The 14,939-nt window shown below is 46.7% G+C and carries 11 protein-coding genes and 1 pseudogene; 10 read left to right on the top strand and 2 right to left on the bottom strand.

Going from position 1 to position 14,939, the window contains the following annotated elements:
* Nucleotides 1-22: 22 nt before the first annotated feature.
* Nucleotides 23-1,114: pseudogene (gene mnmC1 / locus ICN45_RS10415) on the top strand (FAD-dependent 5-carboxymethylaminomethyl-2-thiouridine(34) oxidoreductase MnmC1); the annotation flags it as partial.
* On the opposite strand, the gene ICN45_RS06485 reads toward mnmC1, so the two are convergent.
* Nucleotides 1,084-3,756, bottom strand: a complete 2,673-nt coding sequence (locus ICN45_RS06485; protein WP_216174669.1) for a DNA topoisomerase III — start codon at nt 3,754-3,756, stop codon at nt 1,084-1,086. The pseudogene mnmC1 and the gene ICN45_RS06485 sit on opposite strands and share 31 nt — an antisense overlap.
* Nucleotides 3,757-3,977: 221 nt before the next feature.
* Entirely contained in the window at nt 3,978-4,652 is a 675-nt protein-coding gene (dprA, locus tag ICN45_RS06480) for a DNA-processing protein DprA (RefSeq protein ID WP_216174667.1), read from the bottom strand.
* A 71-nt stretch (nt 4,653-4,723) separates the two neighbouring features.
* Here dprA and def point away from each other — a divergent pair, with 71 nt between their 5' ends.
* From def to ICN45_RS06435, 9 genes are all read left to right on the top strand, one after another.
* Nucleotides 4,724-5,239, top strand: coding sequence for a peptide deformylase (def, locus tag ICN45_RS06475; RefSeq protein WP_216174665.1), 516 nt, complete (start codon nt 4,724-4,726; stop codon nt 5,237-5,239).
* Nucleotides 5,240-5,248: 9 nt separating this feature from the next.
* Nucleotides 5,249-6,244 carry a methionyl-tRNA formyltransferase gene (fmt, locus tag ICN45_RS06470; RefSeq protein ID WP_216174663.1) on the top strand — a complete coding sequence of 332 codons (996 nt, stop codon included), beginning with the start codon at nt 5,249-5,251 and terminating at the stop codon, nt 6,242-6,244.
* A gap of 2 nt (nt 6,245-6,246) precedes the next feature.
* A complete protein-coding gene (htpX, locus tag ICN45_RS06465; protein WP_216174661.1) occupies nt 6,247-7,113 on the top strand; it encodes a zinc metalloprotease HtpX in 867 nt (288 codons plus the stop codon).
* A gap of 1 nt (nt 7,114) precedes the next feature.
* Complete coding sequence (gene rsmB, locus ICN45_RS06460) at nt 7,115-8,431, top strand: 16S rRNA (cytosine(967)-C(5))-methyltransferase RsmB (RefSeq protein WP_216174659.1); 1,317 nt, start codon at nt 7,115-7,117, stop codon at nt 8,429-8,431.
* Nucleotides 8,428-9,009, top strand: coding sequence for a DUF4390 domain-containing protein (locus ICN45_RS06455; protein WP_216174657.1), 582 nt, complete (start codon nt 8,428-8,430; stop codon nt 9,007-9,009). The genes rsmB and ICN45_RS06455 overlap by 4 nt, the downstream gene beginning before the upstream one ends.
* On the top strand, nt 9,006-11,318 hold the full coding sequence (locus tag ICN45_RS06450) for a sensor histidine kinase (protein WP_216174655.1): 2,313 nt from the start codon (nt 9,006-9,008) through the stop codon (nt 11,316-11,318). The genes ICN45_RS06455 and ICN45_RS06450 overlap by 4 nt, the downstream gene beginning before the upstream one ends.
* Before the next feature lie 2 nt (nt 11,319-11,320).
* A complete protein-coding gene (locus tag ICN45_RS06445) occupies nt 11,321-12,004 on the top strand; it encodes a response regulator (RefSeq protein ID WP_216174653.1) in 684 nt (227 codons plus the stop codon).
* Nucleotides 12,005-12,128: 124 nt separating this feature from the next.
* Complete coding sequence (locus tag ICN45_RS06440; protein WP_216174651.1) at nt 12,129-14,333, top strand: OsmC domain/YcaO domain-containing protein; 2,205 nt, start codon at nt 12,129-12,131, stop codon at nt 14,331-14,333.
* A gap of 197 nt (nt 14,334-14,530) precedes the next feature.
* Nucleotides 14,531-14,929, top strand: coding sequence for an EF-hand domain-containing protein (locus tag ICN45_RS06435; protein WP_216174650.1), 399 nt, complete (start codon nt 14,531-14,533; stop codon nt 14,927-14,929).
* Nucleotides 14,930-14,939: the final 10 nt, after the last annotated feature.

The following is a 14,939-nucleotide window of genomic DNA, read 5'->3' as shown; positions in this document are numbered from 1 at the left end:
AACACTTCCTTAGATTTATTTAATGACCAAACCCCAACACCATGAAATAGTGGTGATTGGGGCAGGCATTTGCGGAGCAACGATCGCTAATGAGCTGCTTGAGCGCGGCAAGTCTGTTTGCATTGTCGATGCCGCCCCTTCCCCTGCTACCGCCTGTTCAAGTCACGCTTATGCGATTGCCCATCCCCATATTGGCAAGGGCTCACCCCGCTTACTACGCTTAACCCGCCTTGCTTTTTTGTTGGCCGAAGCCAGGTGGGGTGGTGAATGGAGGCGGCACGGCATTTTTCAGCCCACCAAAAAAGAAAAGACCTTTAATCAACTAGAAGTGACTGAGCATTTGCGTTCATTAGGGCTCGCAGAAAATATTGCAATAGCACTGGATGCCCACGAAGCAGAAAAAATTTGTGGCATTAAGCAAAGCGGTGTTTGGCTTCCAAGAGGGGCATCATTAAATTTATTTGAGGCTAGCAACAATTTGTTGAAGGCGCACGAGGGTTTAACTTGTCTTTGGAATACTCAAGTTGCTAGTCTAGAAGAATCTCATGGCAGATGGAGTTTGTTGAATAAGGCCAAGGAGCCCATTCTGGTCGCGGACAAAGTTGTGGTGGCGATAGCGATGGAAAGCAAGGCGCTGATGAGCACCATTGGTATTCGTTTGCCATTGAAACCCGTGCGCGGACAACTCAGCATTTTCTCGATCAAGCCAAATACAGCTTGGGTAAAAAAGTTGCCAAAAGTGGGGATATCAGGCGATGGCTATTGTCTGCCAGCAGAAAAGCTAGAAGATGGCAGCTATCGCTGGATGGTAGGCTCTAGCTTTGATGAAGGTGAGGACGATCTGGGATCCAGGGATAGCAGCGATGCATTTAATCGCAAGCAAGCCCAAGGCTTGGTCGACTTTTCTGAGGGCGACCCACGAGATTTATTGAAGGATGGTGATTTTGTTGGTGTCCGCTGCGTGGCAGGCGACCGCTTACCCATCATTGGAGCGCTTGTGCAGCGCCCAGGAATTTACTTGGCAACCGCTTTGGGCTCAAGAGGAATTTTGTGGTCTGCTCTAGCGGCTAAGCTAATTACCGCTCAGCTACTAGAGGATGATTTTGCTTTGCTTACCCGTTTTGGCTTTGCCGCAGATTTGGTCGCTGCACTGGCTCCAGCCCGCTTCTTCGCAGGAGCCTTGGTAGCACCTTCGGCTTTAGGGGCCTTAGCCTCAAATTCAAAACCAATTTTTCCATCAGCACCCAAGGCTAAATAGGCTTTAAAGCCACGCCCAGTCCGGTTTGACTTAAAATTCGTTAAGAGATCGGTTTTACCCTCTTTGAGTAATTTTTGCACTTGCTCAGGCAAAATCTCTTGCTGTAAAACTACTTTACCGGTTTTGAAATCGCAAGTTTTGTTTGGGCCGGTATTGTTCTCGCAGACGTAGCGCATGCCGTCTTCATACACTGCGCCGGAGCATTTTGGGCAGACCCCTAAAGCTAGGCGACCTGTGAAATCCACAGCTTCTGTTTCTTCATCTTGGGCGTTGCCAAAGTCAAATTCAAGTTTGAAACCAGCATTTGGATAGTCGGCATCATCTTCAGGAATTTCACTTAATTTAATAATGGCTGCAAACGGGCGACCTATTTTGCTGCGAAAGCCCTGTAGAGGCCCAATCGTTTTCTCGCGCAGTAACTCTTCTACCTCGGGGTATTCAAATGCGCGCCCACCGGGGGTTTTGCTGATTGTAAAGCCGCACTTTTCACAAGCAAAGCGACGATAGTTCTCTTTGACTGGACCCTTGCAGTGTGGGCATGGGGTAGTCATGATGGCGTAATCACCCGGTATGGTATCGCTGTCGTATTCTTTGGCGCGCTTAACAATGCGCTGAGTCATCTGTGCAATTTCTTGCATGAAGGTATCGCGATTCATCTTGCCCTGCTCAATTAATGAGAGCTTGTTTTCCCAGCTACCAGTTAAGTCAGGACGAGTTAACTCTTCTACATCTAAGCCGCGCAATAAGGTCATCAACTGAAAAGCTTTTGCGGTTGGAATCAGTTCGCGCGCTTCACGAACCATGTATCTTTCAGCCAGCAATCCTTCAATAATTGCCGCACGTGTTGCCGGTGTACCAAGACCTTTCTCCGCCATGGCTTCGCGCATGTCATCATCATCCACCCATTTGCCGGCGCTTTCCATTGCTGAAAGTAGGGTAGCTTCTGTATAGCGCGCAGGTGGCTTAGTTTTTAATGGCACAACAACTACAGACTCAGTCTGAACTGTCTCGCCTTCTTGAACGGGCACTAGCTCGTCATCTGCTTGACCGGATTTGCCATAAACAGTAAGCCAGCCGGGATATACGAGAACACGCCCTTCGGTTTTAAAGTGGTGTCCCAATGCCTCAGTAATACGGGTAGTGACGCGGAATTCAGCAGCAGGGTAAAACACCGCCAAGAAACGGCGCACCACCAAATCGTATAACTTTGCTTCGGGTTCACTTAAGCTCTTAGGCGTTTCTAGTGTTGGAATAATCGCAAAGTGATCTGAGATTTTAGAGTTATCAAAAATCCGTTTGTTCGGTTTAATCCAGCCATATCCTGCTTTGGCTTTGGGATCTCTTGGATCACCCTGCAGAATTTGTTTTGCAAAGGAACGATATTCTTGCGAATTTTCAGCAATCGTTTCCATCGTTTGCTTAACAGTATCTAAATAGTCTTCGGGAAGTGCTTTCGCATCTGTACGGGGATAGGTTAAAACCTTATGGCGCTCATAAAGTGCTTGTGCAAGCCCCAAAGTATTTTTTGCAGAAAAGCCAAACCGAGCATTTGCTTCGCGTTGTAAGCTAGTTAAGTCAAACAACTGTGGCGCAAGTTGGGTAGCAGGCTTTGCCTCCTCCGTAACCGTTGCCTTTTTTCCACGACAAGCGGCCACAATACTTTGAGCCGCAGCCTCGCTCCAAAGGCGATTTTCACGCGCATCTGGTTCGGCAGTATCCTTCTTAAATTTTGGATCAAACCAGCGACCTTCGTAGATTCCAGCCGAGGCAATAAATTCTGCTTTGACTTCCCAATAATCCTTAGAGACAAACTTGCGAATCAGTTCTTCGCGTTCAACCACAATGGAAAGTGTTGGTGTTTGAACTCGGCCTACCGTTGTTAAGAAAAATCCGCCACTTTTGCTGTTAAACGCAGTCATGGCACGAGTGCCGTTAATGCCAACTAACCAGTCTGCTTCGGAGCGGCAACGGGCCGCATCAGCAAGCGGCTGCATTTCAACATCAGTACGCAAGTTTGCAAAGCCATCACGAATCGCTGCTGGAGTCATCGACTGCAGCCACAAGCGTTGAACTGATTGAGAAGCTTTTGCATGTTGTGCGATTAAGCGGAAAATGAGTTCGCCCTCACGCCCCGCATCACAGGCATTAATCAGGGCGTTAATGTCTTTGCGCTTGATGAGTTTTTGTAGAACCTTTAAGCGAGATTCTGTTTTTGCAATTGGGCGCAAATCAAAATACGGAGGTACTACGGGGAGGTTAGCAAATGACCACTTACCGCGCTTGACATCAAATTCCTCCGGAGCAGCTATTTCTAAAAGATGGCCAACGGCTGAAGAAATGACAAATTGATCATTTTCAAAATAGTCTTCATGTTTAGTAAAGCCCCCTAAAGCCTTGGCGATATCGTTGGCAACCGAAGGCTTCTCGGCAATGATGAGCGCCTTAGGGTTGTCGACGGAAGGGGTCTTGGAACTGGTTTTGGTAGATGCTTTAGCCACGCGTTTGCCTAATTTGAGCCTGAAATGCTGTTTTTAATAGAGGAAAAGGATGATCAATTTAAACCAAATCAGGGTCTGGTCCATTACTCATCCCTTTTTTATTATTAACCGATAAATTAAGAAAAGTCCAAAAGGCCCTGTTTTTTGATATCGAAGACCGCTAGGGCAAACCTATTTTTCATTAAAAAACCACATTGAATGGCTTTTAAAGAGGGCTTTTATTAAAAAATGAGCTCTTCGAGGACATCTTTTGGGTTTCTTACTAGTTTTGCGCCTTGCTGGATGAGGAGATGGCAACCTGCAGATAGCGGGTTTTGGATTGATCCAGGAACCGCGAAAATCTCCCTCCCCAATTCAGCAGAAAGCCGCGCGGTGATTAAGGAGCCCGATCGTTCGGCTGCCTCCACCACCACCACTCCCAAGGAGAGGGCCGCAATAATTCGGTTTCTTCTGGGAAAATGGCTTGATTTTGGTTCCTCGCCAAGAGGTAACTCAGAGATCAATAGCCCTTGTTGACGAATGCATTTAGCCAGCCCCAAATGTTCTTTGGGGTAAATCACATCTACGCCGGCCCCACAGACGGCCATGGTGAAGTGATTAGGGCCTTGATTTAGGGTGGCTTGATGGGCTGCACCATCAACACCCCGTGCGAGCCCTGAGACAACAAGTAAACCCGCATGAGAGAGTCCTTGCGCAAAGAGGGCTGCGTTTTTTAGGCCCTCAGCACTGGCTTTGCGGGCGCCAACAATTGCGATCATAGGCATTTGGAGTAACTCAATATCCCCATCTATATAGATATGTTTGGGCGGATCATGCAAATCATTGAGGCGCGGAGGGTATTTTTTGTCACCGCGTTTAATCCGGGTGATGCTGCTTGGTGTTAGAAAGGGGCGCATTAAAAGATTGTGATCTTTGGGGATATAGGAACAATCGGGACAGACTGATTGCTCTGTTGGATAATTCCTACATGGCTTTATTAAATGTCCTTTGCTATCCAGACCCTCGTCTGCACAAGATTGCCAAACCGGTGGCGCAGGTAGACGCACGCATCAAAAAAATAGTGGCCGACATGGCTGACACTATGTATGAAGCGCCTGGTGTTGGATTGGCGGCGACTCAGGTAGATATTCATGAGCGGATTTTGGTGATTGATTTGTCTGATGAGCAAAATGAATTAATGGTTTTTATTAACCCAGAAATTACTTGGGCAAGCGCTGAGAAAAAATCTTGGCGCGAAGGATGTCTTTCAGTTCCCGAGTTTTACGATGAGGTTGAGAGGCCCGCTGAAATTCGAATCAAGGCTTTGGATATTGAGGGCAAGGAATTTGAGTTGGAGGCTGACGGCCTTTTAGCGGTTTGTTTACAGCACGAGTTAGATCACTTGCAAGGCAAAGTGTTTGTTGAGTATTTATCTTTACTCAAAAGAACCCGAATCTCACAAAAATTAAAGAAGCGCAGCAAAGAGTTAGAAGGTGAGCGCTAAGCGCCTCTAATGAAAATTGTTTTTGCTGGGACTCCTGAGTTTGCTGCGCAAGCAATGCGCGCAATCGTTGAGGCAGGACATGAAATCGTCTTGGCCTTAACCCAGCCTGATCGTCGTGCAGGTAGGGGCATGCATTTACAGGCTAGCCCAGTTAAAGAGTTTGCTTTAGAAATAAATATTCCGGTTCTGCAACCAGAAACATTGAAGTGCAATAGCGTTGATCCACTAAGGCAAGCGCAGGCACAAGAGGCCTACCAAAGATTATCCGCAATCGAATTTGATGCCATGGTGGTGGTGGCATACGGCCTCATCTTGCCCCAAGAGATTCTGGACATTGCGCAGCGCCCCGGTAGGCGCGGTAGCTTTAATATTCATGCTTCTTTATTGCCGCGTTGGCGTGGCGCAGCCCCGATTCAGCGCGCGATTGAGGCGGGTGATAAAAACACAGGCGTTTGCATTATGCAAATGGATGCTGGCCTGGATACGGGCGACATAGTCCTCCTAAGAGCGCTTGAAATTGCGCCGGATGAAACTAGTGCTACTTTGCATCATCGTTTAGGTGCATTAGGTGCCGAGTCTATTGTTGAGGCACTTCAACTTTTAGTAGAGGGGCGCTGCCCTCGGGTGCCGCAAGAGAGTGCTGGCATTACCTACGCTGAAAAAATCTTAAAGAGTGAGGCAGATATCGATTGGAATTTAAGCGCCATCCAAATTGATCATCGAATTCGTGCTTTTAACCCCTTTCCGGGCGCCACCAGTTGCATCAATGACGAACAGATGAAGCTATGGAATTCTCGTATTCCTTCGGCGGACTCGTATAGTGAGACTGGGCGAGCTGGCGAGGTATTGGGGTTTAGTAATGAGGGTATTTATGTTCAGTGTGGCATAGGAGTAGTAGAAGTTTTGGAGATGCAAAAGCCTGGCGGAAAAAAAATGCCTGCAAAGAGGTGCTTACAGGCACTCGGACTCCCAGAAAAATTATTCCGCTTTCATGCAAAGGAGTAGATATGTTTAATTTTGCAAAGACTGCTGTTTTGATGGCGGCGATTACTGCATTGTTTGTGGTTGTGGGTGGCATGCTGGGTGGCGAACAAGGCATGATCATGGCCTTACTAGTAGCAGTGGGCATGAACTTTTTTAGCTATTGGTTTTCTGACACGATGGTTCTGAAGATGACCAATGCCCAGCAAGTAGATGAGCGGTCTGCCCCTCAGTTTTATGCACTCGTAAAGGAGCTTTCAGAAAAGGCAGGCTTGCCCATGCCAAAAGTTTTCTTGATTGATGAGGATGCGCCGAATGCGTTTGCAACCGGACGCAATCCAGATAACGCTTCTGTAGCCGCAACCACGGGAATTTTAAAAATCCTTTCGAACCGTGAATTGCGCGGAGTGATGGCGCACGAGTTAGCCCATGTACAACATCGCGATATTTTGATTTCTACGGTTGCCGCAACCATGGCCGGCGCTATTTCTGCACTGGCCAATTTCGCCCTGTTTTTTGGCGGGCGTAACTCGGAGGGTAGACCAAGCAATCCGATTGCGGGATTATTGGTAGCGATTCTTGCGCCGATTGCTGCTGGCTTGATTCAAATGAGTATTTCACGTGCCAGGGAGTACGAGGCGGATCGTGGCGGTGCTGAGATCAGCGCCGATCCAGAGGCTTTGGCTCATGCCTTGGAAAAGATTCATCACTATGCGCAGGGCATTCCATTTCCAGCGGTAGAGCAGCATCCAGAGACGGCGCAAATGATGATTCTGAACCCCTTAAGCGCTGGTGGGCTTGCACAATTATTCTCCACTCACCCTCCAACAGAGGAGCGGGTGGCTCGCCTCATGGCCATGGCAAAAAACGGGGCATACCCCGGAGCAAATTAGTTTGACTGATAAAAAAACGTCGCAAAGTCTCCCACTTTCTGAAGCCATCTGTATCGCTGCACAAGCCATTGGTGAAGTAATGAGCGGCAGATCGCTTACTGAAGTTTTGGAACAACTCGACGCGCATGAGCGGCCGATTGTACAAAGCCTCAGCTTTGATGCTTTGCGTAAATGGGTTCGATCACATGAGTTGATTAAACAATTTATTCCAAAGACGCCACCGCCAGAGGTAGATCATTTATTGAGCGTGGCTATTGCTCTGTTTTTGCAAGAACCCACAGAAGGCAAAGGTTATCCCGCCCATACCATTGTGGATCAAGCTGTTAAGGCTTGTGGAGAATATGACCCCACTATGTATGCCAAAGGTTTGGTGAATGCGGTCTTGCGCAAAGTCAGCCTTACGGTAGAGCCACTGCCAGGTGAGAAGTCATATCCGCCTGATCCAATACCGATGTTTGTTCCAGCGTGGTGGCGCGCGAATTTAAAGCGCCATTATTCTAAGGACTGGCAATCGATTCTGTTTGCACAAGCAAAACGAGCCCCATTAATTTTGCGAGTAAATCAAAAGCAATATTCACGAGAGCAATATCAGACTTTATTAAGCGAAGCCGGAATTACATCAAACCCTGTTAAAGAGCTTGCAGGCATAAAGTTACCATCCGCATTACTCCTTTCCAATCCAGTTCCAGTTTCAGATTTGCCCGGGTTTTATAGTGGCGCTGTTTCAGTTCAGGATGCGGGAGCTCAGTTGGCTGCTGTTCTATTGAATCCCCAGCCAGGCGAGAGAATCTTGGATGCCTGTTCTGCGCCGGGCGGGAAAGCTGCCCACATACTAGAGTTGGCTGATTGTGAGATGGTGGCTTTAGAGCTGGATGGCGAACGGATTGGAAAAATCAGTGGCAATCTAGATCGATTGCGGCTGCATTCTGACAAAGTGAGCGTCCTGAGGGGAGATGCCTCAAAGGCTTCCTGGTGGGATGGCGTACCCTTTGACAAAATATTGCTTGATGCCCCCTGTTCGGCATCAGGCATTGTGGCGCGGCATCCAGACATTCCTTTTTTAAGACGCGAGGCCGATGTCAAGTCTTTGCAGCAAAAACAGCTCGGTATTCTAGAGCAGGCATGGAAAATGTTGAAACCAGAGGGGCTGCTGCTCTACGTTACCTGCTCAGTTTTTCCTGAAGAAGGGGAGGATCAGGCAATCCAGTTTGCTGCAGAGCATAGCAATGCGTTACGATTAAGCGCCCCAGGGCAGATTCTGCCAAGTGAGGTGAGCGATGGTTTTTACTATGCCTTGTTTAAGAAAAATGGGCCATGAGCCAAAGAATTAAACAATTCATCTTTTTATGCTTGATGGTTTTGTGTGCTTTTGCGACGCCAGCAAGTGCAGAGGGAATCAAAATCAAATCCTTTGAGCTGGAGAGGGTGGATAACGACTGGCTTTTGAATGCAAGTTTCCAAATTGAACTTTCACCGGGCCTTGAGGATGCAGTAAAAAAAGGCGTGGTGCTCTATTTTCAGACCGAGTTTGATTTAACGCGCTCCAGATGGTATTGGTTTGATGAGAAGCCTATAGTTGCCCAAAGACAAACCCGCTTGTCCTACCAACCGCTTACACAGCAATTTCGCATTGCTTCGGAAGGCTTTACCTTCTCTGCAAAAACGATTTCTGAGGCCTTACAAGCAGTTGGGTCCATCGGCGGTTGGGACGTGATTGATAATAATCAACTCGATCCAAGCAAGCTCTATACCGCTGGCTTTCGAATGAATTTAGATCTAAGCAAACTACCCAAGCCCTTTCAGGTAAATGCCTTGAATAACCGCGACTGGAATGTTTCTAGCGATTGGATCCGCTTTCCCTTACAGCCGAATGGCCCCAGTCTGATTAAACGATGAATGTACCAATAGATCCTCTTAAGGCTTCGTTCTTTACATCGAAAGCCTGGCAAAAAAAAGTAATTCCTATTGCTATAGGCGCTATTGGCCTATTTGCTTTGCTGTTATTGGTTCTACTTTTTGTCGCATCGTCTAATACCGAGTTTTTTGAGAATTACTTTATTTGGCTTTATGCAGCAAACGTAGTCATCGGGATCTGTCTTACCCTAGTCATCCTATCTTTGATTACGGTTATTGGAGTTCGATGGTATCGGGGTCATTTTGGCACTCGCCTAATTGCGAAGTTAGCAATGATTTTTGCTTTAGTTGGAATTGTTCCCGGCTTAATTTTGTATGGCGTCTCACTGCAGTTCGTTTCCCGCAGTATTGAAACTTGGTTTGATGTCAAGGTCGAGTCAGCACTGAACTCGGGATTAGAGTTAGGCCGCGTTACCTTGCGAGTGGCTCAAGAAGAGATTTTGGCTGAGGGAAATTTCATCGCAGAACAGATCATCCTGGCGCCGCCGGGTTCAACCACTGAGCAGGTCGCACCCATGGTGATGAAGATCCGTAATCAATTTGGCATTCAGGAAGTTAGCCTTTTTAATATGCAGCGCAATTTGCTCTTAAGCAGTGAGGTAGCCCCTAAAAAATATTTGCCCCCGCCCAGTACCGATGTGATTGCAGAGGCATTTAAAAAGAAGGGCCTTACCTTTTTAGAGCAAGTCGAAATGGAAGGGGGTCAGCTCGGATATCGAGTCAGGGCAATTGTGCCGATCGTGCGGAAAAAAGCCTTACAAAGCAAATTAGAGTCTGGCAAAGTAGTGGAGGATAAATATTTTTTACAATTAGTGCGCTTTATTCCAGCGCCATTAGCTAAAAATATTTACGCAGTCGAGACTGCTTATAGCGAATATCAAGAGAAGTCATTGGGGCGCAGTGGCTTGCGGAAGATGTTTGTTGGGACGCTAACGCTCACTTTATTTTTCGCGGTATTTGTGGCAATTACTTTAGCCCTGATGTTGGGGCGCCAATTGGCTCGTCCACTCTTGATGTTATTAAAAGGCACGCAGGCGGTTGCAGAGGGTGATTTATCTCCCAAACCGGAGCTAGATACCGGGGATGAGTTGGGCATGCTGACCCGCCAATTTAATGTCATGACAAGACAGCTGGCAGATACCCGTAACTCCTTACAAGAATCAAAAGCGTTTTTGGAAAAGGTCCTTGGTAGCTTAACAGCAGGCGTTTGTATCTTCGACAAAAACTACAATGTGGTATCTAGTAACGCCGGTGCCGACCGAATTTTTGGACAAGACCTTACTTACTTGGATGGAAAGCCTTTAAGTACCAGCCCGGCTCTCGCAGAGTTTGAGGAGGCCATTCAAAGTGGCTTTGCTACCATGAAGCTTACGGTGGCAGGGGGGGATAGCAAGCCTCTTAAACAGCTTAGCCATCAGAATATTCCTGTATGGCAAAAACAAATTCAATTGCACACCACCAATGAGTTTGACAACGAATTAGGCGTTACCTTGTTTGTGCGGGGTACTGAGCTCACAGCAGATCTACGCATGGTGGTGTTTGACGACATTACAGACGTGGTTAGCGCCCAAAGATCAATCGCTTGGAGCGAGGTGGCTAGACGCCTTGCTCATGAAATTAAAAATCCGCTTACCCCGATTCAGTTATCTGCTGAACGCTTGCAGCACAGGCTTGCAGGTAAGCTCAGCGCAGAGCAAGAAGAGATGATCAATCGCAGTACGGAAACGATTATTGGTCAGGTGCAGGCGATGAAGGAGATGGTGAATGACTTTAGAGACTTTGCAAAAACCCCCACGCCCCAATTAAGACCGGTTTCTATCAATGCACTCACCACAGAAATTTTAGGTCTTTATGAGGGTAGCCCCCTGCGCACTCAGCTTGATTTGCAGTGCCCGGATATTATGGGGGACCCTACTCAGTTAAGACAGGTTATCCATAATTTGCTTCAAAATGCTCAAGACGCTACTTTAGAGGGCAGTCATCCAGGTGAGCCGGTTGAAGTAAAAACAGAGTTGGTGCCTTATGGCGAGCACAATGGTGTAGTCCAAAATGCAGTGCGCTTAACAATAAGCGATTGTGGAATTGGATTTCCAGCTAAGATATTGGCAAGAGCATTTGAGCCGTACATAACAACAAAGAGTAAAGGCACTGGTTTGGGTCTAGCAGTCGTGAAAAAAATTATTGATGACCACTATGCCAAAATTGAAATACGAAATCGTATGCAAGGAGAAGAAGTGATCGGTGCGCAGGTATCAATATTGTTTATGAATCTAGCAAAAGAGGCGGCCTAAATATGGCTAATATTTTGGTTGTTGATGACGAGATGGGTATTCGTGAACTTCTCAATGAGATTCTGACGGATGAAGGCCATACGGTCTATGCGGCAGAAAGCGCCAACCAGGCCCGCACGATTCGTGAGCAGATGCGTCCTGATCTTGTCTTATTGGATATCTGGATGCCAGACACCGATGGCATCACGTTGCTAAAAGAATGGTCCAAAACAGGTCAGCTCACTATGCCGGTGGTGATGATGTCAGGTCACGCCACAATTGATACGGCCGTAGAGGCCACCCGTATTGGCGCTTTGAATTTCTTAGAAAAACCAATTGCCTTGCAAAAGCTTTTAAAGACGGTAAGCAAAGCCCTAGAGAGTTCGCCCAAATATGTTGAGCCTGAAGAAGAGAGGGCTGTTCAGGCCAGCGCAAACACTGCTGCTGCAAAGTCTTTATCGAATGAGTCTGCTGCCAGCCCCATTGCTGAGGGAGAATTCATCAGTGGAATTGCCAAATCCTATTTTGATCTTCCTCTAAGGGAAGCAAGAGACCTTTTTGAGAAAGCCTACTTTGAGCATCAGATGCAAATCATGGGTGGAAGTATGACGAAAATTTCAGAGTACACAGGCCTAGAGAGAACCCATTTGTACCGCAAGCTCAAAGCCTTGGGGATCGATACCTCTCGCAATAAGGGCGAGCAATAAGATCTGCAGCGAATCATTTGCCAGCAGCAGTATTTGTTGAAAACATTGGTACATGACCCAGCATCAGCATTACGACAGATAATGGTTTCACACTATTTGTCCATCATTTTCGGAATTCTTCCCCATGGAAATTAAGGTCAACTTTCTCGATAAGCTCCGCCTTGAAGCCAAGTTTGATGACTTCACGGTGATTGCTGACCAGCCTATCCGCTATAAGGGCGATGGCTCAGCCCCGGGACCCTTCGACTACTTTCTGGCTTCATCGGCCTTATGTGCCGCTTATTTTGTGAAGTTGTACTGCGACACTCGCAATATCCCCACAGAAAATATTCGTCTTTCCCAAAATAATATTGTTGATCCGGAAAACCGTTATCAACAGATTTTTAAGATTCAGGTTGAATTACCAGACGACATCTCGGCCATTGATCGCCAAGGTATTTTGCGCTCCATTGAACGTTGCACAGTTAAGAAGGTAGTTCAAGCTGGGCCAGAGTTTGTGATTGAAGAAGTAAAAAACTTGGACGCAGATGCGCAGACTTTGTTGACCTTGAAGTCAACATCTGATGCTAGCACCTATATTGCAGGTAAAGACTTGCCGCTTGAGCAAACGATTGCCAACATGTCTGGCGTATTGGCAAACCTAGGAATCAAGATTGAAATTGCCTCATGGCGCAACCTCATTCCTAATGTCTGGTCCTTACACATTCGTGATGCACACTCGCCGATGTGTTTTACCAATGGCAAGGGATCAACAAAAGAAAGCGCCCTGGCATCGGCTTTGGGCGAGTATATCGAGCGATTGAGTAATAACCATTTTTATGCCGGTGCATTCTGGGGTGAAGATGTTGCTGGCGGTGCATTTGTGCATTATCCGCACGAGCGTTGGTTTAAGCCGGGCAGTAAAGATGCACTGCCAACGGAAATTCTAGATGAGTATTGCTTGAAAATCTTTAATCCGGATGGTGAGTTACGCGCCTCACACCTGCTGGATACTAATTCTGGCAATGTGGAGCGTGGTATTTGTTCATTGCCTTATGTGCGCCAGTCTGATGGCGAGACCATCTACTTTCCGTCAAACTTGATTGAAAATTTGTATGTCAGTAATGGTATGAGTGCTGGCAATACGCTTGCTGAAGCGCAGGTGCAATGCCTCTCAGAGATTTTTGAACGGGCAGTCAAACGAGAAATTCTCGAAGGGGAAATTGCTCTGCCAGATGTACCTCAAGAAGTGCTCGTAAAATACCCTGGCATTTTGGCTGGTATTCGGGGGTTAGAAGAGCAGGGCTTTCCGGTATTGGTAAAGGACGCTTCGCTAGGGGGAACTTATCCAGTGATGTGTGTCACCTTGATGAACCCACGAACAGGTGGCGTGTTTGCCTCCTTCGGTGCGCACCCAAGCTTAGAGGTCGCATTAGAGCGAAGTTTGACTGAGTTACTACAGGGCCGAAGTTTAGAGGGCTTGAACGACTTGCCCCCGCCGACTTTTGCAAGTGAAGCAGTGACTGAACCCAATAATTTTGTTGAACACTTTATTGATTCGAGCGGTATCGTGTCGTGGCGCTTTTTTAGCGCAAAGGCAGATTACGACTTTGTTGAGTGGGATTTCTCTGGCCACGGTGAAGATTCCAACGCCCAAGAAGCAGCAACCTTATTTGGCATTCTTAAAGCCATGGGCAAAGAAGCCTATATGGCGGTGTACGATCAGCTCGGCGCGACTGCTTGCCGAATTCTGGTGCCCGGTTACTCTGAGATTTACCCAATAGAAGATCTGGTTTGGGATAACACGAATAAAGCGTTGTTATTCCGTGAGGATATTTTGAATCTGCATCGTCTAGATGAGGCAAGCCTAAGCGTCTTACTTGAGCGCTTAGAGAATAACGAGTTAGACGAGTACGGTGATATCGCCACATTGATCGGTATCGAATTTGACGAGAATACCCCTTGGGGCCAATTAACTGTCCTGGAGCTAAAGCTATTAATTCTTCTTGTGTTAAAGCGTTTTGATGAGGCGCATGAGCTAGTCGGCTCTTTTCTTCAATATAACGACAACACTGCTGAGCGCAGATTGTTTTATCAGGCATTAAATACAGTATTAGATATTGCGCTGGATGGTGACCTGAAAATCGACGACTACCTAGTCAACTTACGAAAGATATTTGGCGACAAGAGAATGGATGCTGTATTAGGATCAGTAGATGGTAGTGTGCGCTTTTATGACTTGACTCCAACCAGTATGAAATTAGAGGGATTAGATAGGCATCACCGACTCATTGATAGCTACCGAAAATTGCATGTTGCTCGTAGCAAAAATGCCTCTATAGCTACTTAGGGTTCGTAGCTGTAGCTCCAAAAAGGCGGTCTGCAGCTGCAGTACCCAGGAAATTAATAGGCTGAGCCACGGCTTGGCAATTTGTTAACTTTAATGAAGATTTTATGCGTTAGTATTTGCATAAGTTAGTTGCCCTAATAAGGCGCCGTATAGTTAAAGGCCGTTTTTGCCTAACCAATGATTCCTAGGAGATAAAAATGAAATTAATCTACTGCTTATTGTTCTCTGCTGCATTGTTACCCGTGACCGCCTTTTCTCAAAGCACTACCCCTAAAATCGTATCCATTTCTACTCTTGATGCTAATAACGATCAGATTATTAGCAAAGATGAAGCGCTTAAAGCTGGCATGCCAGAGGCTACCTTCAAAAAAATTGATAAAGATAATAGCGGTCAAATTACTAAGGCTGAACTTGATGCCTATAGATCTCAGAATAATTCGTTTAGCGCTATAGACACTGACAAAGATGGAAAGATTAGCAAGGCTGAAGCCATGAAAATGGGCATGTCAGCTCAAGAATTTAGAATATTAGATAAAGACAATAACGGGTATATCACTCAAGCTGAGTGGGATACTGGAAATTGGATTATTTGGTAAGTAAGCTCCA

It is taken from the genome of Polynucleobacter alcilacus (assembly GCF_018881545.1).
In the GTDB taxonomy this organism is placed as follows: Bacteria; Pseudomonadota; Gammaproteobacteria; order Burkholderiales; family Burkholderiaceae; genus Polynucleobacter; species Polynucleobacter alcilacus.
Note: the sequence above shows the minus strand (reverse complement) of the source record. Positions and strands in the feature narration are given on the sequence as shown.

Coding starts and splice junctions, on each gene's coding strand:
- ICN45_RS06455 (WP_216174657.1), top strand. CDS start 8,428: ATGAGCCAAAGAATTAAACAATTCATCTTTTTATGCTTGATGGTTTTG.
- fmt (WP_216174663.1), top strand. CDS start 5,249: ATGAAAATTGTTTTTGCTGGGACTCCTGAGTTTGCTGCGCAAGCAATG.
- ICN45_RS06450 (WP_216174655.1), top strand. CDS start 9,006: ATGAATGTACCAATAGATCCTCTTAAGGCTTCGTTCTTTACATCGAAA.
- dprA (WP_216174667.1), bottom strand. CDS start 4,652: ATGCGCCCCTTTCTAACACCAAGCAGCATCACCCGGATTAAACGCGGT.
- ICN45_RS06445 (WP_216174653.1), top strand. CDS start 11,321: ATGGCTAATATTTTGGTTGTTGATGACGAGATGGGTATTCGTGAACTT.
- ICN45_RS06440 (WP_216174651.1), top strand. CDS start 12,129: ATGGAAATTAAGGTCAACTTTCTCGATAAGCTCCGCCTTGAAGCCAAG.
- htpX (WP_216174661.1), top strand. CDS start 6,247: ATGTTTAATTTTGCAAAGACTGCTGTTTTGATGGCGGCGATTACTGCA.
- def (WP_216174665.1), top strand. CDS start 4,724: ATGGCTTTATTAAATGTCCTTTGCTATCCAGACCCTCGTCTGCACAAG.
- ICN45_RS06435 (WP_216174650.1), top strand. CDS start 14,531: ATGAAATTAATCTACTGCTTATTGTTCTCTGCTGCATTGTTACCCGTG.